Source organism: Tardiphaga sp. GW822-FHT04G09 (assembly GCF_058800725.1).
Map to the genome: position 1 here is coordinate 92,320 of NZ_JBXAMO010000009.1, position 22,589 is coordinate 114,908.

The 22,589-nt window shown below is 61.5% G+C and carries 18 protein-coding genes; 15 read left to right on the forward strand and 3 right to left on the reverse strand.

Features of this window, described 5'->3' with window-relative positions:
• Positions 1 to 30 precede the first annotated feature (30 nt).
• From AC1RLZ_RS17265 to AC1RLZ_RS17280, 4 genes are all read left to right on the forward strand, one after another.
• Positions 31 to 1,182, forward strand: coding sequence for a DegT/DnrJ/EryC1/StrS family aminotransferase (locus AC1RLZ_RS17265; RefSeq protein WP_493189604.1), 1,152 nt, complete (start codon positions 31 to 33; stop codon positions 1,180 to 1,182).
• Positions 1,183 to 1,225: 43 nt separating this feature from the next.
• Positions 1,226 to 2,758, forward strand: coding sequence for a murein biosynthesis integral membrane protein MurJ (gene murJ / locus AC1RLZ_RS17270; RefSeq protein WP_493189605.1), 1,533 nt, complete (start codon positions 1,226 to 1,228; stop codon positions 2,756 to 2,758).
• Positions 2,759 to 2,859: 101 nt separating this feature from the next.
• Positions 2,860 to 5,157, forward strand: coding sequence for a xanthine dehydrogenase family protein molybdopterin-binding subunit (locus AC1RLZ_RS17275; RefSeq protein ID WP_493189606.1), 2,298 nt, complete (start codon positions 2,860 to 2,862; stop codon positions 5,155 to 5,157).
• 92 nt (positions 5,158 to 5,249) lie between these two features.
• Positions 5,250 to 5,696 carry a c-type cytochrome gene (locus AC1RLZ_RS17280; protein ID WP_493189607.1) on the forward strand — a complete coding sequence of 149 codons (447 nt, stop codon included), beginning with the start codon at positions 5,250 to 5,252 and terminating at the stop codon, positions 5,694 to 5,696.
• 75 nt (positions 5,697 to 5,771) lie between these two features.
• Here AC1RLZ_RS17280 and AC1RLZ_RS17285 read toward each other — a convergent pair whose 3' ends face one another.
• Positions 5,772 to 6,194: a CHRD domain-containing protein gene (locus AC1RLZ_RS17285; RefSeq protein WP_493189608.1), complete on the reverse strand. Its 423-nt coding sequence runs from the start codon at positions 6,192 to 6,194 to the stop codon at positions 5,772 to 5,774.
• 164 nt (positions 6,195 to 6,358) lie between these two features.
• Between AC1RLZ_RS17285 and AC1RLZ_RS17290 the strand changes: the two genes are divergently transcribed.
• From AC1RLZ_RS17290 to AC1RLZ_RS17300, 3 genes are all read left to right on the forward strand, one after another.
• Positions 6,359 to 7,279, forward strand: coding sequence for a c-type cytochrome (locus AC1RLZ_RS17290; RefSeq protein ID WP_493189609.1), 921 nt, complete (start codon positions 6,359 to 6,361; stop codon positions 7,277 to 7,279).
• A 156-nt stretch (positions 7,280 to 7,435) separates the two neighbouring features.
• Positions 7,436 to 8,410 (forward strand): DMT family transporter, encoded by a 975-nt coding sequence (locus AC1RLZ_RS17295; RefSeq protein ID WP_493189610.1) that lies wholly within the window; start codon positions 7,436 to 7,438, stop codon positions 8,408 to 8,410.
• Positions 8,411 to 8,686: 276 nt separating this feature from the next.
• Positions 8,687 to 10,117 (forward strand): aldehyde dehydrogenase family protein, encoded by a 1,431-nt coding sequence (locus AC1RLZ_RS17300; protein ID WP_493189611.1) that lies wholly within the window; start codon positions 8,687 to 8,689, stop codon positions 10,115 to 10,117.
• A gap of 175 nt (positions 10,118 to 10,292) precedes the next feature.
• Here the strand turns inward: AC1RLZ_RS17300 and AC1RLZ_RS17305 are convergent, their stop codons facing one another.
• A complete protein-coding gene (locus AC1RLZ_RS17305) occupies positions 10,293 to 11,252 on the reverse strand; it encodes an SMP-30/gluconolactonase/LRE family protein (RefSeq protein WP_493189612.1) in 960 nt (319 codons plus the stop codon).
• A 157-nt stretch (positions 11,253 to 11,409) separates the two neighbouring features.
• Between AC1RLZ_RS17305 and AC1RLZ_RS17310 the strand changes: the two genes are divergently transcribed.
• From AC1RLZ_RS17310 to AC1RLZ_RS17340, 7 genes are all read left to right on the forward strand, one after another.
• Complete coding sequence (locus tag AC1RLZ_RS17310; RefSeq protein ID WP_493189613.1) at positions 11,410 to 12,213, forward strand: NAD-dependent epimerase/dehydratase family protein; 804 nt, start codon at positions 11,410 to 11,412, stop codon at positions 12,211 to 12,213.
• Positions 12,214 to 12,396: 183 nt separating this feature from the next.
• Positions 12,397 to 14,103: an IlvD/Edd family dehydratase gene (locus AC1RLZ_RS17315; protein WP_493189614.1), complete on the forward strand. Its 1,707-nt coding sequence runs from the start codon at positions 12,397 to 12,399 to the stop codon at positions 14,101 to 14,103.
• A 726-nt stretch (positions 14,104 to 14,829) separates the two neighbouring features.
• Entirely contained in the window at positions 14,830 to 16,569 is a 1,740-nt protein-coding gene (locus AC1RLZ_RS17320) for an adenylate/guanylate cyclase domain-containing protein (protein ID WP_493189615.1), read from the forward strand.
• An 11-nt stretch (positions 16,570 to 16,580) separates the two neighbouring features.
• Positions 16,581 to 16,778 carry a hypothetical protein gene (locus AC1RLZ_RS17325; RefSeq protein WP_493189616.1) on the forward strand — a complete coding sequence of 66 codons (198 nt, stop codon included), beginning with the start codon at positions 16,581 to 16,583 and terminating at the stop codon, positions 16,776 to 16,778.
• A 95-nt stretch (positions 16,779 to 16,873) separates the two neighbouring features.
• Complete coding sequence (locus AC1RLZ_RS17330) at positions 16,874 to 17,773, forward strand: phosphatase PAP2 family protein (protein WP_493189617.1); 900 nt, start codon at positions 16,874 to 16,876, stop codon at positions 17,771 to 17,773.
• Positions 17,774 to 17,820: 47 nt separating this feature from the next.
• Positions 17,821 to 19,818 carry a S8/S53 family peptidase gene (locus tag AC1RLZ_RS17335; RefSeq protein ID WP_493189618.1) on the forward strand — a complete coding sequence of 666 codons (1,998 nt, stop codon included), beginning with the start codon at positions 17,821 to 17,823 and terminating at the stop codon, positions 19,816 to 19,818.
• Positions 19,819 to 19,858: 40 nt separating this feature from the next.
• The gene (locus tag AC1RLZ_RS17340; protein ID WP_493189727.1) at positions 19,859 to 20,554 is read left to right on the forward strand and encodes a Crp/Fnr family transcriptional regulator; all 696 of its coding nucleotides are present in this window, start codon (positions 19,859 to 19,861) and stop codon (positions 20,552 to 20,554) included.
• Between the two features lie 76 nt (positions 20,555 to 20,630).
• On the opposite strand, the gene AC1RLZ_RS17345 is transcribed toward AC1RLZ_RS17340, so the two are convergent.
• The gene (locus AC1RLZ_RS17345; protein ID WP_493189619.1) at positions 20,631 to 21,524 is read right to left on the reverse strand and encodes a sugar kinase; all 894 of its coding nucleotides are present in this window, start codon (positions 21,522 to 21,524) and stop codon (positions 20,631 to 20,633) included.
• Between the two features lie 204 nt (positions 21,525 to 21,728).
• On the opposite strand from AC1RLZ_RS17345, the gene AC1RLZ_RS17350 reads away from it, so the two are divergent.
• Positions 21,729 to 22,574 carry a VOC family protein gene (locus AC1RLZ_RS17350; protein WP_493189620.1) on the forward strand — a complete coding sequence of 282 codons (846 nt, stop codon included), beginning with the start codon at positions 21,729 to 21,731 and terminating at the stop codon, positions 22,572 to 22,574.
• Positions 22,575 to 22,589: the final 15 nt, after the last annotated feature.

Below are 22,589 nucleotides of genomic sequence, written 5' to 3' on the forward strand. Positions count from 1 at the left end.
TTCAACACGACACTCTGCAGGCCAGGCATTATGAACCAGCACACGCGCATCGACCCCGTTCCTTTCATCGACCTCAATGCGCAGCGTCAGCGGCTGGGTACGTCGATCGATGAGGCGGTCACTCGCGTGCTCAATCACTGCCAGTTTATCAATGGTCCGGAAGTCGCCAAGCTGGAGGCCGAGCTCGCCAGGTATTGCGGTGCCAAACATGTGATCAGCTGCGCCAGCGGCACCGACGCGCTGATGATGGTGCTGATGGCTAAAAAGATCGGCCCGGGCGATGCCGTGCTGTGCCCATCCTTCACCTTCTGTGCAACCGGCGAGGCCGTGGCACTGGTCGGCGCGTCGCCCGTGTTCGTCGAAGTCGATGAGGTCACTTTCAACATCTGCCCTGAGTCCGTGAAGCGTGGCATTGCCGCAGCCAGGAAGGCCGGCCTAACGCCCAGAGCGATCATCCCGGTCGATCTGTTCGGCCAGCCCGCCGATCTCGACGCGATCACTGCCATCGCCGAGGCTGAGGGCCTGTTCGTGCTGGAAGATGCCGCGCAGGCCTTCGGTGCGACTTACAAGGGGAAGCGCGTCGGCACCTCGGCGCTCGCCACCACCACCAGCTTCTTCCCGGCCAAGCCGCTCGGTTGCTTCGGCGACGGCGGCGCCATCTTCACCGATGACGACCAGCTTGCGGAGGACCTGCGCAGCATCCGCATCCACGGTCAGGGCTCGGACAAATACGACAATGTCCGGTTGGGGATCACCGGGCGCCTCGACACCATCCAGGCCGCGGTGCTGCTGGAAAAGCTGAAGATCTTCGACGACGAAATCGCCGCCCGCAACAAAGTAGCCGACCGCTACGCCCGCAGCCTCGGCAACCTTGTCACGGTGCCGCGGGTCGCCGAGGGCAATACGTCGATCTGGGCCTGCTACGTGATCCGCCTGCCGGAGGGCACGGACCGTGACGCCTTTGCCAATGAGCTGAAGGCGCAGGGCGTGCCGACCGCGATCTATTACGCGAAGTCGATGCATATGCAGACTGCCTATAAGGATTATCCGGTCGTCGATGGCGGTCTGCCGGTCTGCGAGGCGCTGTCGGCCGATGTCATCAGCCTTCCGGTGCATGCCTATCTCGACGAAGCCACGCAGGACCGCGTTATCCAGGCTGTGCGCGACGCGCTGGCGGCCTAAGTTGAGCGTTTTGCACCGCCGCTTCATGCTGTAGAAGCGGCTGATGCTGGGACGCATTTTCACCGTCGGCGGATATACGCTGCTCTCGCGGATCACTGGATTTGCGCGCGACATCATGCTTGCGGCGATCCTTGGCGCCGGGCCGGTGGCGGACGCCTTCTTCGTGGCGCTGCGACTGCCCAATCATTTCCGCGCCATTTTCGCCGAAGGCGCGTTCAATGCCGCCTTCGTCCCGGCCTACGCCCATGTGACGGGGAAGGGCGGCCCGCAATCGGCGCATCTGTTCGCCGACCGCATCTTCACGCTGCTTTTTGCATCGCAGGTCGTGCTGCTCATCCTGGCCATCCTGTTCATGCCGCAGGCGATGAGCGTCCTGGCACCGGGCTTCACCGATGATCCCGTGCAACGTCATCTTGCCATCGAGCTGACACGCATCACCTTTCCCTATTTGCTGCTGATCACGCTGGTGACGCTCTATGGCGGCATGCTGAACGTCATGCAGCGCTTTGCCAGTGCGGCGGCGGCCTCGATCTTCCTCAATATTTCAATGATGGCGACGCTGGCGCTGGCTGCATTCTTTCCGAGTGCGGGTCACGCGGCGGCTTGGGGCGTGCTGATTTCGGGCTTTCTGCAATATTTCCTGCTCGCCGGAGACTTGCAGCGCCATGGTGGGCTGCCACGTTTTGCGCCGCTGCGTCTCGACGAGGACGTGCGCGGCTTCTTCCGCGCGCTCGGCCCGGCGACGCTGGGCTCCATGGGCACGCAAGTCGCACTGTTTGCCGACACCATCATCGCGACCTTCCTGCCGGTCGGCGCGCTGTCGGCGCTGTACTATGCGGACCGTCTAAACCAGTTACCGATCGGGGTGATCGGCATTGCCATCGGCACGGTGCTCTTGCCGGAAATGTCGCGGCGGATGGCGGCAGACGATCACGTCGGCGCCATGGGCGCGCAACGCCGCGCCTTCCTGTTTACGCTGTTGTTCTCGCTGCCCTTCGTCGCCGCATTCCTCGTGGTGCCCGACATCATCATGCGCGCGATGTTTGCCCGCGGGGCCTTCACCAAGGCGGATGCTGCAGTCGCTGCGGCGACGCTCGCCGCCTATGCCATTGCGCTCATCCCCTTTGTGATGATCCGCAGCGCCGTGGCGACCTTCAATGCCCGCAAGGACACCACGACGCCGATGATCGCCGCGCTGACCGGCATAGCGGTCAACGTCGTCCTGAAGATTCTGCTGATGGGGCCTCTGGCGCAGATCGGCCTCGCACTTGGCACCGCAGCTGGTGCCTGGATCAATCTGCTGCTGGTCATCTTCTTCGCCATGCGCGCCGGCTATCTCGAATTTGATCGCGCGTTCCTGCTGGCACTCGGCAAATTCGCGTTGACTGGCGTGGTCCTCGCCGCGGTGTTGTGGGCGGCTGGGCGCCTGGCGGCGGAGCAGTTTGCGGGCCTCGCCAGCCTCCGCGACGAAGCGACGCTGGGCGTTCTCATCATCGTGACCGTCCCGGTCTATTCGGCTTTGGTCCTGATGCTTTTCGGCAAAACCTGGCTGCGCACGCTGCTGCGCGCCAGATAGCTCGCTTCATCGTGTCCAAAGTCGAGCAGGGCGGCGCCCCGTACCACTTGCCGCCATCCTCCCGCAGTGTAGATTGAGTCTAAACTGCAAGCGGAGGAACGATGGCCCCCATCAAATTCGGCGTCGGACAGAGTGTCCTGCGTAAAGAAGACGACGCCCTCATTCGGGGCCGTGGCCGCTATACCGACGATCACGCGCCCGCCACGCTGCATGCCCTTGTGCTGCGCTCGCCGCATGCCCACGCCAGTTTTACGATCGATGTGACCAAGGCGCGCACGCTTCCAGGCGTCGCCGCGATCCTGACGGGGGAGGACACCAAGGATCTTGGCGGTCTGCCGTGTCTGTTCAATCTCGAAGATCATCCTTTCACCGGACCGGATTATCCGATCCTCGCCGCCAAGGAAGTGCGCCATGTCGGCGACGCCGTGGCCTTCGTCGTTGCGGAGACTGTCGCGCAGGCGCGCGATGCGATTGAGGCGATCGAGGTCGACTGGAAGCCGCTCCCGTCAGTGAATGGTCTGGTCAATGCCGTCGCCAAGGGCGCGCCGCAGGTGTGGGCCAAACATCCCGGCAACATCCTGTTCGATGTGCCGATCGGCGACAAGAAGGCGGTCGATGCCGTCTTCGCCAAGGCGCCCGTGATCGCCGAAGTGAAGATCGTCAATCCGCGCGTCATCATCAACTATATGGAGACCCGTGCGGCGATCTGTGAATACGACGCCAAGCGCGATCACATGACGCTGACCATCGGCAGTCAGGGCAGCCATCGTCTGCGCGATATCCTTTGTGACAACGTGCTGAAGATGCCCAAGGACAAGATGCGCGTGATCTGTCCCGATGTCGGTGGCGGTTTCGGCACGCGACTGTTTCCCTATCGCGAATATGCGCTGGTGGCCTTTGCCGCCAAGAAGCTCGGCAAGAATGTGAAGTGGGCGGCGGACCGCACCGATCATTTCCTCGGCGACGCGCAGGGCCGTGACAACGTCACCCATGCCCGCATGGCTTTGGACAAGGATGGCAAGTTTCTCGCGATGGATGTCGACCTGATGGCCGATATGGGCGCGTATCTGTCGACCTTTGGGCCGTACATCCCGCATGGCGGTGCCGGCATGTTGCCGGGTCTCTACGATATCCAGGCTTTCCATTGCCGCGTGCGCACGGTGTTCACCAACTCCGTGCCGGTGGATGCCTATCGCGGCGCCGGCCGTCCCGAGGCGGCCTATGTCGTCGAGCGTCTCGTCGATCAATGCGCGCGCAAGCTCGGCATGTCGCCGGATGCGATCCGCCGCAAGAACTTCATCTCGCCGAAAGCGATGCCGTACAAGACCGCGACGGGCAAAGTGTACGACTCCGGCGATTTCGCCGCGCATATGAAACGCGCGATGGATGTCGCAGGCTGGAAGGAGTTTCCGAAGCGCGCCAAAGCCGCGAAGAAGGATGGTCTGGTTCGCGGTATCGGCATGGCCACCTATGTGGAAGTCTGCGGCACCATGGGCGATGAGACCGCCAATGTTGCTGTTGGCGCCGATGGCGACATCACCATCCTGATCGGCACGCAGTCGACTGGGCAGGGCCATCACACGGCCTATGCCCAGATCGTCGCCGAACAGTTCGGCGTGACGCCGGATCGCGTCCACATCGTCCAGGGCGATACGGCGAAGGTGGCGACCGGTCTCGGCACGGGCGGCTCGGCGTCGATCCCGACCGGCGGCGTCAGCGTACAGCGTGCCACCAGGCAGCTCGGCCTCAATCTGAAGGAGCTCGCCGCCGACGTGTTGGAGACCAGCGCGGCAGACCTTGAGATCGACGGAGGAGTTGTCCGCATCGCCGGCACCGATCGCTCGGTGTCATTCGCAGATCTCGCCAGGAAGGCCGATCCGTCGAAGCTCAGTGCATCGGAGACCTTCAGCAGCGCGGACGGGACGTTCCCGAACGGCACGCATCTGGTCGAAGTCGAGATCGATCCTGCGACCGGGAAGATCGCTATTGTCAATTACGTCATCGTCGATGATTTCGGTGTTACGCTGAATCCGTTGCTGCTGGCCGGCCAGGTTCATGGTGGCACCATGCAGGGTATCGGTCAGGCATTGATGGAACAGGCGATCTATGATCCCGAGGATGGCCAGCTTGTCACCGGCACTTTCATGGACTATGCGCTGCCGCGCGCGGCCGACGGTGCGCCGATCTCGTTCGAGACCCACAACATCCCCTGCGTCACCAACCCGCTGGGGGTGAAGGGAGCCGGTGAGGCCGGCGCCATCGGCTCTTGTCCCGCGGTGATGAACGCCATCGTCGATGGTCTCTATCGCGAATACAAGATCGAGCACATCGATATGCCTGCAACCCCTGAGCGGGTGTGGATGGCGATCCGCGAGCACGAACGGCTCCATACGCTGTAAAGCGCCGCCGCCAGGAATAGCTCAATGGCGGCCGGGTTCATCTCGTTGTTGCTAAATTGTCCTAATCGAATTCCAAACAGGGGTATTGGTTGATGAAACGTGCGCTTCTCGTTGTCGGAGCTTTGCTGTTGGGTGTGGGGGCAGTCTCGGCCCAGCAGGAGATCGTCAAGGAACGCCAGACGCTGATGAAGTCCAATGGTCGTGCTCTTGGCGGCACGCTCAGTGCCATGGCCAAGGGTGACAAGCCCTATGATCAGGCTGCGGTCGAAGCCGCGCTGACCGTGCTGGACGACACCGCCAAAAAGCTGCCGACGCTGTTTCCTGACAGCACCAAGGGCCTTAAGGCCGAAGGTGACTATTCGACGTCGCCGAAGGTCTGGGAAGACAAGGGCGGTTTCGATGCCCACATCGTCACCTTCGCCAAGGTCGTCACCGATGCCAAGGCCAAGATCAAGGATCTCGACACCCTCAAGGCGAATGTGGGCGGCATCGGCAAGGCATGCGGTGGCTGCCACGAGACGTTTCGTTTGAAGATCTGAGTTCGACCGCGTCTCGCAAAAAAGGGCGAACGCGGCAGCGTTCGCTCTCGCTCTTAAATCGCAATCAGACGAATGTTACTTCGTCACCTGTCCGCGGATTTCGCCGCCTTTGTTCGCTTCGGTGTGGACGTTGATATAGTATTTGCCGGCCAACAGGTCGGCAGCCTGCGCGTCGGTCAGCGTGGCGCTGCCTTCGGAGCCGGACGTGGCTGGTGTGATCGGTACGGCCACCCCGGCATTCTTGCCAGGTTCGGCGGGGCCGTGGAAATGCGCCATGGTCGCAGGGCCCGTGAGGCCGGAATAGGTCAACTTCCAGGTCAGCTTCTTGGTGGCGGGATCGAAATCGATATCGGCGGTGCCCTTGCCGGCGCTGGTCGTGGCGGGCACTTCGGAGGCGCCGTCGAGGGTCGCCTTCATCTTATCGGCGGAAGCGGGGCCGGCGAGGGCGATGCTGGCGCCGAGTGCGAGGGACGCGAGCATGATCGAACGAGGTGACATGGTTTTCTCCCTGATAATGGTGAGGTCGTCATGGCTGGAAACATCCGAGGCGCCAATTTTTTCCCCTGAAGGACTAAGGGACGGATCACGGTTTCGTTCCAGTAGCGGCTGTTCGACGCGCTGCATTTGCTGAAGTTTGACCAGGATACCGATGGGACATGCACGTGCTGAAACGGCTTTTGATTCTTGCATTTGTCGCGGCCGTCATCGGCCTTGGCGTGTTCTGGTGGCTGACGATTCCCGCAACGGTGGCTGCAAGCACGCTCCCGGCACGCACGCCCAATCCCGGTAATGGCGCGGTGGTCTTCAATGCCGGTGGCTGCGCGTCCTGCCATGCAACGCCGGCGCAGCAGGATCGGCTCAAGCTCGGCGGCGGGCTGCCCCTGACATCGCCGTTCGGTACGTTCTATGTGCCGAACATCTCGCCTGATCCTGCCGCCGGTATCGGCCGCTGGACCGAGGCGGATTTCGTGACGGCGCTGCTGGAGGGGACATCGCCGAACGGTTCGCATTACTTTCCGGCCTTTCCCTACACGTCCTACCAGCAGATGAAGGTGGAGGATGCGCGCGATCTGTTCGCCTACCTGAAGACGCTCGCACCGGTTACGAGCAAGGCGCCGGATCATGCCGTGCCATTCCCGTTCAACATCCGCCGCAACCTCGGCGTCTGGAAATGGCTGTTCCTCGACGGCAAGTCGTTCGTGGCGGATGCGTCGAAATCGCCGCAGTGGAATCGCGGCAGCTATCTGGTCAATGCGTTGGGTCACTGCGCCGAGTGCCACAGCCCGCGCAACGCGCTGGGCGGCATCGTTACGCAGCAGCGTTTTGCGGGTGGACCCAATCCGGACGGCGAGGGCTGGGTGCCGAACATCACCCAGAAGCGCCTCGGCGACTGGAGCGAGAAGGACATTGCCTATTTCCTCGAAACCGGACAGACGCCGGAGGGCGACACCGCCGGTGGCTCCATGGCCCGTGTGATCCGCAATACTTCCCAGTTGAGCGCCGAGGACCGCTCGGCGATGGCGACCTATCTAAAGTCGCTGCCCCCGGTGGAGGGGCCGCCGCGGCCTGCCAAGAAGGGCTAAAACTGCCCGCGCAAGGTGGGGTTGTGGCGGGTGCAGCCCTGCATGGAAACCCGCCAAGCCATGTCGCATCGGCGGTTTTCGTGATGAGCCTCACGTGATTGTGTGCTGCAATATGAACGCCCCCGCGATTCCCCTGATCTCCATTTCCCCGATCTCATGAACATCTTCAAAGCCGTGTCGCTGAAGATTGCCAGCACCATGGCGTTTACCATGATGGGCGCCCAGGGCCGTTATCTCGGCAGCGACGTGCCGCTTGGCGAGATCGTGTTTGCCCGCGGGTTGTTCGCGCTGATCCCGATCTTGCTGTTCTTCGGCTGGCGCGGTCAGTTGCGCGGGGCGCTGCGCACCAACCGCGCCTCCGCGCATCTGGTGCGCGGTTCGTTCAGCGTGGTCGGGACGTTCTGCACCTTTGGCGCCTTGGCGCGATTGCCGATCGCCGATGTCACCGCCATTGCCTTCATCGCGCCGCTGATCACGGTGGTGTTCGCTGCGATCTTCCTGAAAGAGCAGGTCCATGCCTATCGCTGGTCGGCGGTGGCGATCGGCTTTTCCGGTGTCATCCTGATGCTGTCGCCGTATTTCCACGACCATGCGGCACTGACCACATCGATGATCGTCGGTCTCTCGCTGGCGTTGCTGAACGCCTTCTCGTCGGGCGGCGCGACCATCCAGATTCGCAGGCTGACCGCGACAGAGTCGTCCTCGGCAATTGTGATCTTCATGACGCTGATCGTGATGACGGCATCGCTGCTGACCGCGCCATTCGGCTGGCGTTGGCCGACGGATTTCGAACTGGCGTTGCTGGTCGGTATCGGCATTTCCGGCGGGCTCGGCCAGATGCTGTTCACCGAGAGCTATCGCTACGCGCCGGCGTCCTTCCTGGCACCGTTCGACTATACGGCGATGCTGTGGGCCTTCCTGCTCGGCTTCTGGATGTTCGGCGAAGTGCCGACGCCCTATGTGGTTGGCGGCGCGGTGATCGTCGCGGGGGCCGGCATTTTCGTCATCCTGCGCGAGCGGCATCTTGGCCTGAAGCGGCTGCGCGACACACCGATGTCGCCGATTTCCACCATGGCCGATGATGAGGCCGATCCGGATGCGCCCATCGCCGTTCGCGTCAAGTCGCGCTGATCTCTTGTTCAATTTTGCTGCAATGCACACCGTGTTTTAGTGGCAAATTGCGGCATCCCGATTTTAGAACGCGCGCAAAATCACAGGGCCTTGCTCCTGCCACGCGGCTGGATTTATATGCATTTGCTGCTTTCACGCGGCATCCCGTGCATGACGGGCTCATGAGGCGAAATGACCGCGCAAGGGTGCTTGCCGGACATGTCGTTCCTTCCCAGATACATCCGGCTGCACAGAATTTTCTGACGACAGACGTTCCCGAAATCAAAGAGGCTACCAATGGTCAATCGCCTGCAATTCTACATCGATGGCGCCTGGGTCGATCCCGTCGTCAAGAAGACCACCCCTGTCGTCAATCCGGCGACCGAAGATGCGATGTATGACATTGCGCTGGGCTCCAAGGCCGACGTCGACAAGGCTGTCGCCGCTGCCAAGCGCGCTTTCGAGACGTTCTCCCAGACCACCCGTGAAGAACGCATCGCGCTGCTTGAAAAGATCATCGCGGTCTACAAGACCCGCATGTCGGATATCGGCGCGTCGGTCTCCGACGAAATGGGTGCTCCGCTGCCGATGGCAGAGAAGCTGCAGGCCGGTGCCGGCCTCGGCCACCTCGTCGCCACGCTGGACGTACTGAAGACCTACAAGTTCGACGAGGCGCACAACGCCGCCATGATCACGAAGGAGCCGATTGGCGTCGTCGGCATGATCACCCCGTGGAATTGGCCGTTGAACCAGATCGCCTGCAAGGTCGCACCCGCGCTCGCCGCCGGCTGCACCATGCTGTTGAAGCCGTCGGAATACACCCCGACCTCGGCCTTGATCTTCGCGGAAATCCTCCATGAAGCCGGCGTGCCGAAGGGCGTGTTCAACCTCGTGAATGGTCTGGGCCCGGACGTCGGCGTCGCCATGAGCGAACATCCCGACATCGACATGATCTCCTTCACCGGCTCGACCCGCGCCGGCATCGACGTTGCCAAGCGCGCTGCGAACACCGTGAAGCGCGTCAGCCAGGAACTCGGTGGCAAGTCGCCGAACGTGATTCTGGACGGCGCCGACTTCGTGAAGGCCGTCACCGGCGGTGTCGCGCACATGTTCAACAACTCCGGACAGTCGTGCAACGCGCCGAGCCGCATGATCGTGCCGCAGGCGAAGATGAAGGAAATCGCCGCCATCGCGAAAGCGCAGGCCGACAAGACCAAGGCCGGCGATCCGCGTGCCGATGGCACTGTCATTGGTCCGGTGGTCAATCGTGGCCAGTGGGACAAGATCCAGGGCCTGATTCAGAAGGGCATCGAGGAAGGCGCCACGCTGGTCGCCGGCGGCCCCGGCCTGCCGGAAGGCGTCAACAAGGGCTTCTATGTGCGCCCAACGATCTTCGCCGACGTGACCGAGAACATGACCATCGCGCGCGAGGAAATCTTCGGGCCGGTGCTCGTGATCATGGGGGCCAAGGACGAAGCCGATGCGCTCCGCATCGCCAATGACACCCCGTATGGCCTCGCTGGCTATGTCTCGGCTGACACGGTCGAGAACGCCCGCAAGTTCGGCCGTCGCATCCGCGCGGGCAATGTCAACCTGCAGGGCGCTCCGAACGATCGCACCGCACCGTTCGGCGGCTACAAGCAGTCCGGCAACGGCCGCGAATGGGGCAAGCATGGTCTCGAGGACTTCCTCGAGGTCAAGGCGATCGCCGGCTACAACGCGGCCTAAGAACGCGTCGTCGAAGCGCGAGCTTCATGACGGAAAACGCCGGTGCGGGAAACTGCACCGGCGTTTTTGTTGAGATGTAGGATGGGTAGAGCGCAGGCGTGAAGCGCCAAAGCGAACCCCATCAGCCGAGGTGCATTGTCATGATGGGTTTCGCTACGCTCTACCCATCCTACGATCAACCGCCAGGCGCACCCTGTGTGTTCACATAGACCGCATAGATCGACTGGCTTGAGGCCATGAACAGCCGGTTACGTTTCACGCCGCCGAAACAGACATTGGCACAGCGTTCGGGCAGGGCGATGCGGCCGATGGGCGTACCGTCTGGCGCGAAGATCATCACGCCGTCGAGCTCCGGCTTGCCCATGCCCCAGCCGCACCAGAGATTGCCGTCGATATCGCAACGCATGCCATCGGGCGTGCCCGGGCCTGCATCGATCAGCACACGCTTGTTCTTGAGCGTCTTGCCGTCGGCAGCAACGTCGTAAGCGAGAATCTTGCGGTTCGGTACACCGCGGGACTCCACGACATAGAGCAGCTTCTCGTCCGGCGAAAAACACAGTCCATTGGGGCCCAGCACGTCATCGGCAACGATCGTGGATTTCAACGTATCGCCGTCGATCCGGTAGATGTTCTGGCCGATTTCCGAGGGTGCCTTGTTGCCTTCGTAATCGCTCATCAATCCGAAGGGAGGATCGGTAAACCAGATCGAACCATCGGATTTCACCACCACGTCGTTCGGTGAGTTCAGTTTCTTGCCTTGGAAATGATCCATCAGCACGGTGATCGTACCGTCATACTCGGTGCGGGTGATGCGGCGGCCGTGTTCGCAGGTGATCAGGCGTCCCTGGCGATCCCGCGTGTTGCCATTGCCGTAATTCGACGGCTTGCGGAAATCGCTGAGCGCGCCGGTTTCCTCTTCCCATTTGATGATGCGGTTGTTGGGAATATCCGAACACAACAGATAGCGGCCGTCGCCGAACCAGACCGGCCCCTCGGCCCAGCGCATGCCGGTGGCGATACGCTCGACGGCGCCGAGCTTGATCCAGTATTTTTCGAAGCGGGGATCGAGGGCGTGAATGGCGGGGTCGGGATAATAGGTCGCTGGCTGCCAGCCGCGCGATGATATGTCGGACATTGGCGTCTCGTTCTCTGTCGCTTCCTCGGATGTGTTTGCTAACATCGGCGAGGATGAGCGGCAAGCAATGCCGGTTGCTCGCCTTGCCGTTGCGCCGGTACCGCGCCATACTTGTCTGACAACTGACAACATGGCGAGGGACGGAATGAGGATCTTGATGACGGGCGCATCGGGCGGAATCGGCACGCGCTTGCGGGAACTGCTGCCGCCGATCTATCCGGACCTCGTGCTGAGCGATCTGACGCCGCCGCCTAATCTCAAGCCGAACGAAAACTTCAAGCAGGCTGATCTGGCCGATCTCGCAGCAGTCGAGGCGATTTGCGAGGGCGTCGACGGCATCCTGCATTTCGGCGGTTTTTCGGTGGAAGGGCCATGGGACACCATCCTGCAGGCCAATGTCATCGGCGGCTACAATCTGTTCGAGGCCGCGCGCAAGAAGGGCGTCAAGCGCATTATCTTCGCATCGTCGAACCACGCGGTCGGCTTCTATCCGCGCCACAGCAAGATTTCGCCCGATGTCACCGCACGGCCGGACAGTCGCTACGGCGTCAGCAAGGTGTTCGGCGAGGCGGTGGGCTCGCTCTATGCCGACAAATACGGGCTGTCGGTGACATGTCTGCGGATCGGCAATTTCGGCGACCGTCCGCTGGACCGGCGCCGGCTGTCGATCTGGCTCAAGCCCGAGGATCTGGTGCAGCTCTGCCAGATCGGGCTCGAACATCCCGCCATCCATTTCGAGGTGCTGTACGGTGCCTCCTATAATGAGCGCGCCTGGTGGGACAATTCACGCGCCTATGAGCTTGGCTACCGCCCAACTGGCAAGGCGGAAGATCACCGCGATCATGCGATGGCGGAACAGGCCAAGATGAAGCCCGACCCGGTCGGCGATTTCTATCAGGGCGGCGCATTTTGCAGCGCCGAATTCGCCGGCGACTTCAGCAAGGTGTGGGAGCCGAAATAGAACGCTTGCCTGTAGGATGGGTAGAGCGCCGGCGCGTTGGCGACGGAGCGAAACCCATCACTATCGCGCCCCGGAGTGATGGGTTTCGCTTCGCTCTACCCATCCTGCGGCCGGCGGCGATTGACAACGTTTCCATCCGCTTCATAAGAAGCATTCAAAACAAGCTTGGAATGGGAACGCGACATGGCCGACGGATTGCGCAAGGGGCTGACCAGTTACGGCGACGCGGGCTTTTCGCTGTTCCTGCGCAAGGCCTTCATCAAGGCCATGGGCTATTCCGACGATGCGCTGGACCGACCCATCGTCGGCATCACCAACACCCATAGCGATTACAATCCGTGTCACGGCAATTCGCCCCAGATCATCGAGGCGGTGAAGCGCGGCGTGATGCTCGCCGGCGCGCTGCCGATGGTGTTTCCGACCATCTCCATCGGCGAGAGTTTTGCCCATCCGACCTCGATGTATCTGCGCAATCTGATGGCGATGGATACCGAGGAGATGATCAAGGCGCAGCCGATGGATGCGGTGGTCGTGATCGGCGGCTGCGACAAGACCCTGCCAGCGCAGATCATGGCGGCACTGTCGGTTGACCTGCCCACCGTCGTGATCCCGGTGGGGCCCATGGTCGTCGGCCATCACAAGGGCGAAGTGCTGGGCGCCTGCACCGACTGCCGGCGCATGTGGGGCAAGTTCCGCGCCGGTGAGATCGACCAGCAGGAGATCGACGACGTCAATGCGCGCCTCGCGCCGTCGGTCGGCACCTGCATGGTGATGGGCACGGCCTCCACTATGGCCTGTATCACCGAAGCGATGGGCCTGTCGCTGCCGATGAGCGCCACGATCCCCGCGCCGCATGCGGAGCGTTTTCGCTCGGCCGAAGCCAGCGGCAAGGTTGCCGCAACACTCGCCAAGAACAAGGGACCGAAGCCGAGCGAATTCCTGACGCCGGGCTCGTTCCGCAATGCGCAGGTGGTGCTGCAGGCGATCGGCGGCTCCACCAATGGCCTCATTCATCTCACCGCGATGGCCAACCGCACGCCCAACCGGATTGATCTCGCCGCCTTCGACGAGCTCGGCCGCGACGTGCCGGTGCTGGTCGATCTGAAGCCGTCGGGCGATCACTATATGGAGCACTTCCATCATGCCGGCGGTGTTCCGAAGCTGATGCAGCAGCTCGGCGATCTCATTGATCTCGACGCGAAATCTGTCACCGGCGAGACGCTGCGCGAGATCGTCGCCAACGCTGAGGATGTACCGGGCCAGGATGTGATCCGCTCGAAGGACAATCCGATCAAGCGCGAAGGTGGACTGGCGATCCTGCACGGTAATCTGGCGCCGCGCAGCGCCGTCATCAAACATTCCGCCGCGTCGCCGAAACTGATGCAGCACACCGGCCGTGCCGTGGTGTTCGAGTCCGTCGAGGACATGACCAACCGCATCGACGATCCCGATCTCGATGTGACTGCGGATGACGTGCTGGTGCTGCGCAATGCCGGTCCCAAGGGCGCACCGGGCATGCCGGAGGCCGGCTATCTGCCGATCCCCATGAAGCTCGCCCGCGCCGGCGTGAAGGACATGGTGCGTATCTCTGACGCGCGCATGAGCGGCACGGCGTTCGGTACCATCGTGTTGCATATCACGCCGGAGAGTGCTGTAGGCGGGCCGCTGGCGCTGGTGAAGAACGGCGACATGATCCGGCTGGACGTTGCGAAGCGTTCCATCGATCTCTTGATTGACGAAGCCGAATTCGCGAAGCGGGCTGCTGCGCTCGCGCCAGCCGAGACGCCGGACTGGGCCAAGCGCGGCTATGCGCATCTGTTCCATACCACGATCCTGCAGGCCGATGACGGCTGCGACTTCGATTTCATGACGGCGAAGGGGAAGGGCTAATCGAAGCAAAAAGTCGTGATGAGCCTGCGCGATCATCCGGTTGTGTGATGCAGCTCACATTGCCCGGCGACGAGACGCGGTAGAGCTGCGCATCTTGCCTAGGAGGCAGCTATGCGCGCATCCGCAGACGAACTCGAACGAACATATCGTCGCATGTACCATCGCTTGATCGTCGGGATCTGGCTGATATGTGCCGTCCTCTCGTGTGGAGTCTTCTTTGCTGTCGGTAACTTTCCCGTTGCTTCGGCGATCATGAACCAGATCGGTTCGATCGCCACTTACATGCAGCGGTCAGCCCCAACAGAATCGCGATCGATAAGAGCAGCTCCGAACTGCCGGCAGAAAGGCTCATGGTCCGTGACTCGGAACGCATCGATCAATCGCGATTTCAGACAATACTACCGACCATACGCAGCGGCATCGCTCAACCCGGTGTCTACGAGCTGAAAGTTCGGTAGGACTGTCCTCAAATAGCCGTTGTTCACGTCTAGTTGACTATCTCGTCCGGGGTGACTGTGAGCACAAGCCGACTGTCACAACGGCCCAAGCGTGATACCGTCTGCGCCTGTTCTAACTAATACTGCATATCTGGTTTCGAGTGTTCACCTCAGCGCAATATTGAGGTTGTGCGTATTAGTGCACAGTGGGCGCAGATCGTAACAGTGACTGGCGTGGCTGATGGTTGAACGAAGCCCTCCACTCGCCTTGGAGAATCCGGAATGGGTAGTGCGCACACTACTCTTTGTGGACATCGTTGAGTCTGTGCGCTTGATGGAAGAGAACGAGACCGGCACGGTCCAGCGATGGCGGAAGCTCGTCGGGCGAGTGGATAAAGACATTTTGCCGCGCTACCAGGGCCGGCTCGTAAAAAGCCTCGGTGATGGGCTGCTCATGGAATTTGCTCATGCGCCCCTCGCAGTCAAAGCTGCCTTTGCCGTTCAGAATGCGTGTTCGGACATCAACGATGGCGTCCCGCAAGATCTGCATATTCTTGTCCGCGAGGGCGCTCATGTCGGACACCTTCTCGCCGACGAGCATGATGTCTACGGGGCAGGTGTTAATCTCGCGGCCCGGCTTACGACTCTGGCGGGGCCAGGCGAGATTGTTGTGTCGGCCGATGTTCGCGACCAGCTCACGCCGGTGCTGGATGCCGATATCGAGGACTTGGGAGCTTGTTACCTCAAGCATGTGCATGAACCCGTCCGCGCCTATCGCGTTGGTCCGCCGGGACCACGGCCGGTGATCGAGCCGGGGCCAGTATCCATGCCGCAGCTCCGGCCAACGGTCGCAGTCGTTCCATTCACAGAACACAACGGTAGTCTTGAACATCATGTCATCGGCGAAGTTCTCGCCGACGAAATCATATCTGCGCTGTCGCGGTCATCGGAGCTGAACGTGATCTCGCGGCTGTCGACAACGGTTTTTCGAGAGCGACAGGCTTCGATCGAAGAGATCAGTGGCTATCTGACGGCGAACTACGTTCTCTCCGGCTCCTACCGCAAGGCCGGAAGCAAGCTGCGGATAAATTTCGAGCTGGCGTCGTCCTCAAATCTCACGATCATCTGGTCGGATTCGATTGTCTGCAGCCCGACGGTATTGATCAGCGGAAAAGACGGCGCCGTTGCGGGCGTCGTGACTGCGGTCAGCATGGCGATCATGGCCCGCGAACTTGAGCGTGCCCAGTCCCAACCGCTTCCCACCGTTGAAAGCTATACGTTGCTGATGGGGGCGATTGCGCTGATGCATCGTTTGTCGGTGCAGGATTTCGATAGATCGCGGCAAATGCTTCAGGCCTTGACGGAGCGCATGCCTCGGCAGGCCGTGCCATGGGCATGGATGGCCAAGTGGCATGTGCTGCGCGTCCAGCAGGGATGGGCGGACGATCCGAATGTGGATGCGCAGCTGGCGCTGGATTGCGGGCGCCGGGCGCTCAATGCGGATCCCCGGTGTTCTCTTGCGCTGGTTGTCATGGGCTTCGCTCATACCAATCTGCTGAAGCAGCTCGATATCGCCGAGGAACAGTACGACCTGGCGCTTCGGGTCAATCCGAACGATGGAATGGCCTGGCTTCTGAAGGGCACGCTTCTCGCATTCAAGGATCAGGGAAAGCTCGCGGTCGAGCACACCCAGCATGCCCTGAAACTGTCGCCTCTGGATCCGCACCGGTACTTCTACGACTCGCTGGCCGCGACGGCCGCTCTTTCCGCCGGGCAGTATAAACGCGCCATCGATCTTGCAAAACGTTCGCTGCGTGCAAACCGCACGCATACGTCCACGTTTCGCGCGCTGGCTATCTCGCAATGGCAGCTTGGGTTGCATGACGATGCACGCAAGACGGTGACCGAGCTGTTGAAGCTTGAACCAAGTCTGACGGTCGCAAGGTATCGCGAGCGACATCCGAGCGGGGGATATGAAACGGGCAGAATCTGGTCCAGCGCTTTAGAAGGAGCTGGCGTGCCTCAATAGCGGAAACAGGAGTGTTGCCATGTGCACTATGGGTCCTGAAGGCGGAGCAGGAGGTGCTGGTGGTGCCGGCGGCGCGGGTGGTGCTGGCGGCGCCGGAGGCGCGGGTGGCGCCGGGGGCGCCGGGGCTGCGCCGTATGGCGGCTATGGGGCGCCACTGGTTGCGGATGCGCTCATCAGGCACCGCGACGGGATCGTCGGGAGTTGGCTAGGCCAGGTTGTTGCCCGATCCCCGCGCGCGCTGGATGACAAGAAAAACCTCGGAAATTGGGAGCCGTGGGTACGCGCTTCAATCATCGATTTCGACTTGCTGTCGCATCTGCATTTTACGACCCACCGCGAGACATTCACCTACAAGGACCACGCGAAGACTGTTTCGAGGACACCCAGAGAGCGGTCCGTGACGGTCTGGCACTTTCAAGTGCACACGACACCGAATGATCCCGCACCGAAAACCCGTTCGAGCCGGATTGCAACATTCATCCGTCCGTCTCCGGCCGTTTTCCAAAGTCAGCTCGACTTCCTGGATCAATATTCGGATTTGCGCGAGGACCGCCTTGCGGAAATCGTAACCGAACTCGGACCGCAATATGCGTTTTGGAGTTCCGTCGTAAATCTGCATCCGGACCGGACCAAAAAGACCATCGAGCTGCTCGACGCGGCGCTCCGTTTTGCAAACGCAGTCGAGATGCGTATCAAGCACGCGATGGCATGTTGGCGGCCATATGAATTGTCGCCCCAGGTGCAGCCGATCATTCTAACGCCCGGGCACGGCACATTTCCGAGCGGCCATTCCACCGAAAACCACATGATCGCGCGCATCCTGTGGGAGCTTTACGGGCGCGAGCCCAATCTCGGTGAGCAGTTAATGCGACAGGCGGCGCGGATCGCCGTCAATCGCACGGTGGCCGGCGTTCATTTCCCGGTCGACACGGCTGCGGGGCAGGTGCTTGGGCTCTCACTTGCGCGCTATTTCATCCAGCGGGCGAAAGGCGGGACGAAGTTCAATGCCTGGCGCTTCGACGGCGAGCGATATCCCGGAAATCAGGATTTCGATTTCCACGATTTCTATGATTCAGCAAATGGGCACGAAAAGCTGAATCCTCTGATCGATCCACCTTATGTCGACCCGCTCGCGTCGATGCCGCCAGCGGTGTCACCGATCATGAAATGGTTATGGGATGCGGCGCAGGCCGAGGTCATCTAGTCGTTGCGTTATGCCAGCGAAGTAACAGGCTTTGACGGGTCCGAGCGATGGCAGAGAAACGGAAGCTGATTTCACCCTATCTCGAATGGGCGGTGCTGACGGAGTTCGCTTATCTTCGTGGCGACTGGTTCTGGGTTCTGCTCGAGCTCGATGGCCCGGTAGACGCATTTGCCGGGTCCGTCGCCCGTTCCGGGTTGGAACAACTGGTGCGGATTCCCTCGATATACGAAAGCGCCGCACCGCCATCGCTGAGAGCGGCCGACGTCACGTGCTGTATGGCGATCGCGACACGCGAAGCGCTTATCGCGCTGGCTTCCGGAAAGGCGAGGCGAAACGATACTGCAAGGCTCGCGACCGTTCTGTCCTCAGTCCGCCGTGTCGAACTCGGAACGCCGACGACAAATCTGTTCGGGAAGATTCCTCTTGCAGAGCAACCATTGCTCTCCGCAAAGCCGTCGCGACGGGCCATTATCGCCATCATCGACGATGGACTGGCATTCGCACACGAACGATTTCGCTTTCGGAACGGAAAGTCGAGAGTGAAGTACTTCTGGAATCAGGACGACGCGACGAATGTCGGAGCGCCGGCGGAGTTCGGCTGGGGACGCGAGCTGCCGGACAGTGAGATCAATCAGTTGCTGGCGTCCTGCACGCATGCCGGATCTGTGGACGAGGATGAGTTCTATCGATTGGCTGGCCAGAAACTGGTCGCCCGCCGTGCCAAACACGGGACTCACGTCATGGATATCGCTTGCGGGCTTGATTCCAGAGACGTGGCGCCCGGAGATTCCCTCACGCCCTACATTATCGGCGTGCAGTTGCCGAGGTGGGTAACGGAAGAAACCTCGGGCGCATTTCTGACTCCCAATGTTTATGCTGCGATCTCCTATGTGCTCAGTCGTGCCGACAGGATCGCGGCCGCCGAGGGAACGGGTCCAATTCCGGTCGTTGTGAATTTGAGCTATGGGACCATTGCCGGGCCGCACGATGGCACGGCGCAGTTGGAGGCTGCCATCGACCAGCTGATATCGGCACGCTCCGCGCCGCTCAGGGTCGTTATGCCAGCCGGAAACCATTATCTGGCGCGATGCCATGCTTTCCTGAAGTTGCCGAAAGCTTCAACGACCAGGCAGCGGGTTGAACGTCTGCGATGGCGCGTGCAACCTGACAACAAGGCCGCCAGTTTCGCGGAGCTGTGGCTGTCCGCACAGACGGCGGCGACATCGCGTGCCGAGATCGCTATCAGGATCACGACGCCGACGAACGAGCGAAGTCCCTGGATCGCGGCCAACCAGACCTGGCAGTGGCCGACGCCAGGCAAACCTCGATTTTTCGTGACGTATGACGACTCGACGGGAGAGCGACCGCGCATCTTGCTCGCCATGGCACCGACCGCGGATCTCAAGAAGCCGCCACGTACGGCACCGTCCGGGACGTGGCTGATCGAAGTGAAAAACAGGCAGGCAGCTACGACTGTCGATGTATGGATCCAGCGCGGCGACACGCCGTTCGGTTATCCGCTATGGGGACGCCAGTCCCGTTTCGAAGACAAGGACTATGTGCGTTTCGATCTCGCCGGACGATTGGAGCAAGACGATAAGGGCGCAAGCCCGGTTCGCAGGGAAAGCACCATCAACGCGTTGGCAACGGGACAGCATACGGTTGTCGTCGGCGGATTCCTCCGCAGTGACAGGCGCGTAAGTGAGTATTCGGGAGCCGGAAGGCTCTCGACCTCGGGCGCCGTACCTTCGATCCGAAGCCCTGACGTGTCGGCGGTTGCAGATGATTCAGCGACGCTGAGGAATCTGCTGGCAGCAGGCACGCGTAGTGGATCCGTTGTGGCCATGAACGGAACAAGCGTAGCTGCTCCGCAGGCCACGAGGTTGATTTCGGAGTTGATGATTGCACAGCTCGCTTGCGACCGCGCGGATGTACAGCGCATCGCGAAGGCCGGTGACACGAAGGCACCAGGTCCGGGCTCGCCATTGGCGCTACGTATCGGGGCTGGCCGGATCGACCTGTCTGGCCGTCCGAACCGGCGTTAGGTCGGGACGTGCGCCGCACGGGAGTATTGCCGTGCCGGAAATGAAGTCAGCAAGATCCGCCAGGCTTGTCGCGGCGATAGGCGAGACCGCGATCTTTAGCGATCTGGCGCCCGAGACGATTACCGAGCTGGCTCGCTACGCTTCTGTCCTGAAGTTCAAACGCGGGGACTATATTTTTCGAAGAGGTGACCCGGGAACGAGTCTGTTCGGGGTCGTGTCGGGTACCGTCAGGATGAGCTCATCTTCTGCGGACGGGAAAAGCGCCGTGCTCAATCTTATTGGCGCTGGTCAGATATTCGGCGAGATCGCCGTTCTCGACGGTCTGGGCAGGACGACCGATGCAATCGCGAACGTCAATTGTGAGATTTGGCGGATTGAACGCCGCAACCTGATCCCCCTGATCCACACCCAGCCGGCATTGGCAGTGAAATTCATCGACCTGCTGTGCGCCCGCCTGCGCTGGACAAGCGAGCACCTGGAGCAGGTGATCCTGCAAGGCCTCGCAACTCGCCTCGCGCATATGATCGTGAAATTGGCCGAGCGGAATTCGAGGGCGGGTGGAGCGCTTGTGGTTGATATGACGCAACAGAGCGTCAGCGAAATGGTGGGGATTTCGCGGGAGAGCGCCAACAAGGTCATATCGGTGTGGGCAGAACGCAAGTGGGTATCGGTCGAGAATCGGATGCTTGTCGTTTTGGACGCCAGCGCGTTGAGAAACGTCGCCGGGCTGGTATGAGGTGGAAGCGTTTACGGCGTGACAACGCGTAACCTCTCCAGGGCGGCGATAGCGATACAGCCCTGGCCCATGGTGGTTACACCTGTGCCTGATATTCCTTACGCACCGCTGCGATGTCTGCCAATGTCGGTAGTCCCGCTTCATTGCCAAGCCGCTGGATCTTGAACGTCGATGCGGCCCGCGCAAAATTGAAATGCTCGGCCCAGCTCTGTGCGGGATTGGCAAGGTACGAATAGACATAGGCGCCGTGGAACACGTCGCCGGCGCCGTTGGTGTCGATCACCTTCTCACGCGGAATCGGTAGCGCGGGCAGCGTATGTACAGTGCCGGCCTCGTCGTACCAGAGCAGGCCGCGCTCGCCGAGCGTGACGCCGCCGACGCGGCAACCGCGGGTCTTGAGATAGTCCAGCATCTTTTCCGGCGTGAGATCCATCTGCTCGCAGAGGCGCTCGGCGACAATGGCGACGTCGATGAATTCCAGCAATTCATGGGTGTTGGTACGCAAGCCGCCGCCGTCGAGCGAGGTGAGGATGCCCGCTTCGCGGCACAGCTTCGCATAGTGAATGGCGGCATCTGGCTGATGGCCGTCCACATGCAGTGCCCGGCAATCGCCGAGGTTCAGGAGAGGAAAGGGGTGAATGTGATGGTCGTCGCGGCAGCGGACGATGGCGCGCTTGCCGTCTTTCGGCATGATGAAGGACAGCGACGAACTCGCGACCTTGCGCGGATGAATCTCGATGGCATACTTCGCCGACATGTCCATGAACATGCGGCCGAGCCAGTCATTCGCCACGGTGGCGATCAGGTCCGGTACGATGCCCAGCTTGGCGCAGCAGAAGGCGGCGGTGACCGCATTGCCGCCGAACGATACGGCATAGTCGGAGGCGACATGCTTCTCGTCACCGGTCGGCATGTGGTCGGTGATGAACGTGACGTCGATATAGGTCTGTCCGATAAAGAGTGCCTTCATGAATCCGTCCGTCTCGCCTGAGGGATGGCTGCACCCGTCCGGAGACGGGGCATCAGTCAGCTTAACAGCGGTTGCGACGAGGTCACCACCGAAATTGTGCGATGCCGCAGGATGCCGCGGCCGGGCGGACTCGGTTTTCAGCATTGCGGCTCGAAAACTGGCATAGTTCGATCACAACAACGCCACGTAGACGGGAGGGATGCGATGATCACCGGGCTGGATCACGTCGTCATTTTGCTGGAGGACCTGGAGGCAGGGGTCGCCACCTATCAGACCCTGTTTGCCCGCGCGCCCGCCTGGCGCAGCACCAGCGACGGAGCGGCCATGGCGATCTTCACGGTGGCCAATATGTCGGTCGAGCTGATGGCGCCCGTCGGCCATGGTCCCGCCGCCGATCGTATCCGCGCCGTGCTGCCGGAACAGGGGGCGACGCTAGCCAGCATCTGTTTCCGGACTGGCGATATCGCGAAGATGCATCGCCGGCTCGATCGCCTGGCGCTGAAGCCTGATCCTATTGCCGAGGTCGAGAGCAGGAATATCGAGACCGGCGCCACGCTCTCCTGGAAGCGTACGCGCGCGGCCACCGATGCGACACGCGGTGTCCGGCAATTCTTTCTCGAACTGTCTGACGAGCGCCCGGTATCCCCCGTGGTGGGCAATGCGCCGTTCCTTGGCCTCGATCACGTCGTTGTTGCCACGCAGGACCCGGAACGTGCCGCTGCGCTCTATGGTGCGCGACTGGGCCTCGACATGGCACTGGATCGCTCCAATCCGGACTGGGGCCATCTGATGTTTTTCCGTTGCGGCGATCTGATCGTCGAGGTCGTGCACCGCCCCGACGACAAGGCCGACAAGAATCGCGACAAGCTCTGGGGCATGACCTGGCGCGTCGCCGATGCCGATGCGGTCCGCGAGCGCTTGCTTGCTGCGCATGTCAACGTGTCGGAGGTGCGGAACGGCCGCAAGCCGGGTACCCGCGTGGTCAGCCTGCGCGACGGGACCTGCGGAATCCCGACGCTGCTGATCGAGCGGACGGGGAAGGATGTGTAGAGGAGTAGGATGGGT

Coding starts and splice junctions, on each gene's coding strand:
- AC1RLZ_RS17300 (WP_493189611.1), top strand. CDS start 8,687: ATGGTCAATCGCCTGCAATTCTACATCGATGGCGCCTGGGTCGATCCC.
- AC1RLZ_RS17285 (WP_493189608.1), bottom strand. CDS start 6,194: ATGTCACCTCGTTCGATCATGCTCGCGTCCCTCGCACTCGGCGCCAGC.
- AC1RLZ_RS17305 (WP_493189612.1), bottom strand. CDS start 11,252: ATGTCCGACATATCATCGCGCGGCTGGCAGCCAGCGACCTATTATCCC.
- AC1RLZ_RS17280 (WP_493189607.1), top strand. CDS start 5,250: ATGAAACGTGCGCTTCTCGTTGTCGGAGCTTTGCTGTTGGGTGTGGGG.
- murJ (WP_493189605.1), top strand. CDS start 1,226: ATGCTGGGACGCATTTTCACCGTCGGCGGATATACGCTGCTCTCGCGG.
- AC1RLZ_RS17310 (WP_493189613.1), top strand. CDS start 11,410: ATGACGGGCGCATCGGGCGGAATCGGCACGCGCTTGCGGGAACTGCTG.
- AC1RLZ_RS17335 (WP_493189618.1), top strand. CDS start 17,821: ATGGCAGAGAAACGGAAGCTGATTTCACCCTATCTCGAATGGGCGGTG.
- AC1RLZ_RS17345 (WP_493189619.1), bottom strand. CDS start 21,524: ATGAAGGCACTCTTTATCGGACAGACCTATATCGACGTCACGTTCATC.
- AC1RLZ_RS17350 (WP_493189620.1), top strand. CDS start 21,729: ATGATCACCGGGCTGGATCACGTCGTCATTTTGCTGGAGGACCTGGAG.
- AC1RLZ_RS17295 (WP_493189610.1), top strand. CDS start 7,436: ATGAACATCTTCAAAGCCGTGTCGCTGAAGATTGCCAGCACCATGGCG.
- AC1RLZ_RS17275 (WP_493189606.1), top strand. CDS start 2,860: ATGGCCCCCATCAAATTCGGCGTCGGACAGAGTGTCCTGCGTAAAGAA.
- AC1RLZ_RS17340 (WP_493189727.1), top strand. CDS start 19,859: ATGAAGTCAGCAAGATCCGCCAGGCTTGTCGCGGCGATAGGCGAGACC.
- AC1RLZ_RS17265 (WP_493189604.1), top strand. CDS start 31: ATGAACCAGCACACGCGCATCGACCCCGTTCCTTTCATCGACCTCAAT.
- AC1RLZ_RS17315 (WP_493189614.1), top strand. CDS start 12,397: ATGGCCGACGGATTGCGCAAGGGGCTGACCAGTTACGGCGACGCGGGC.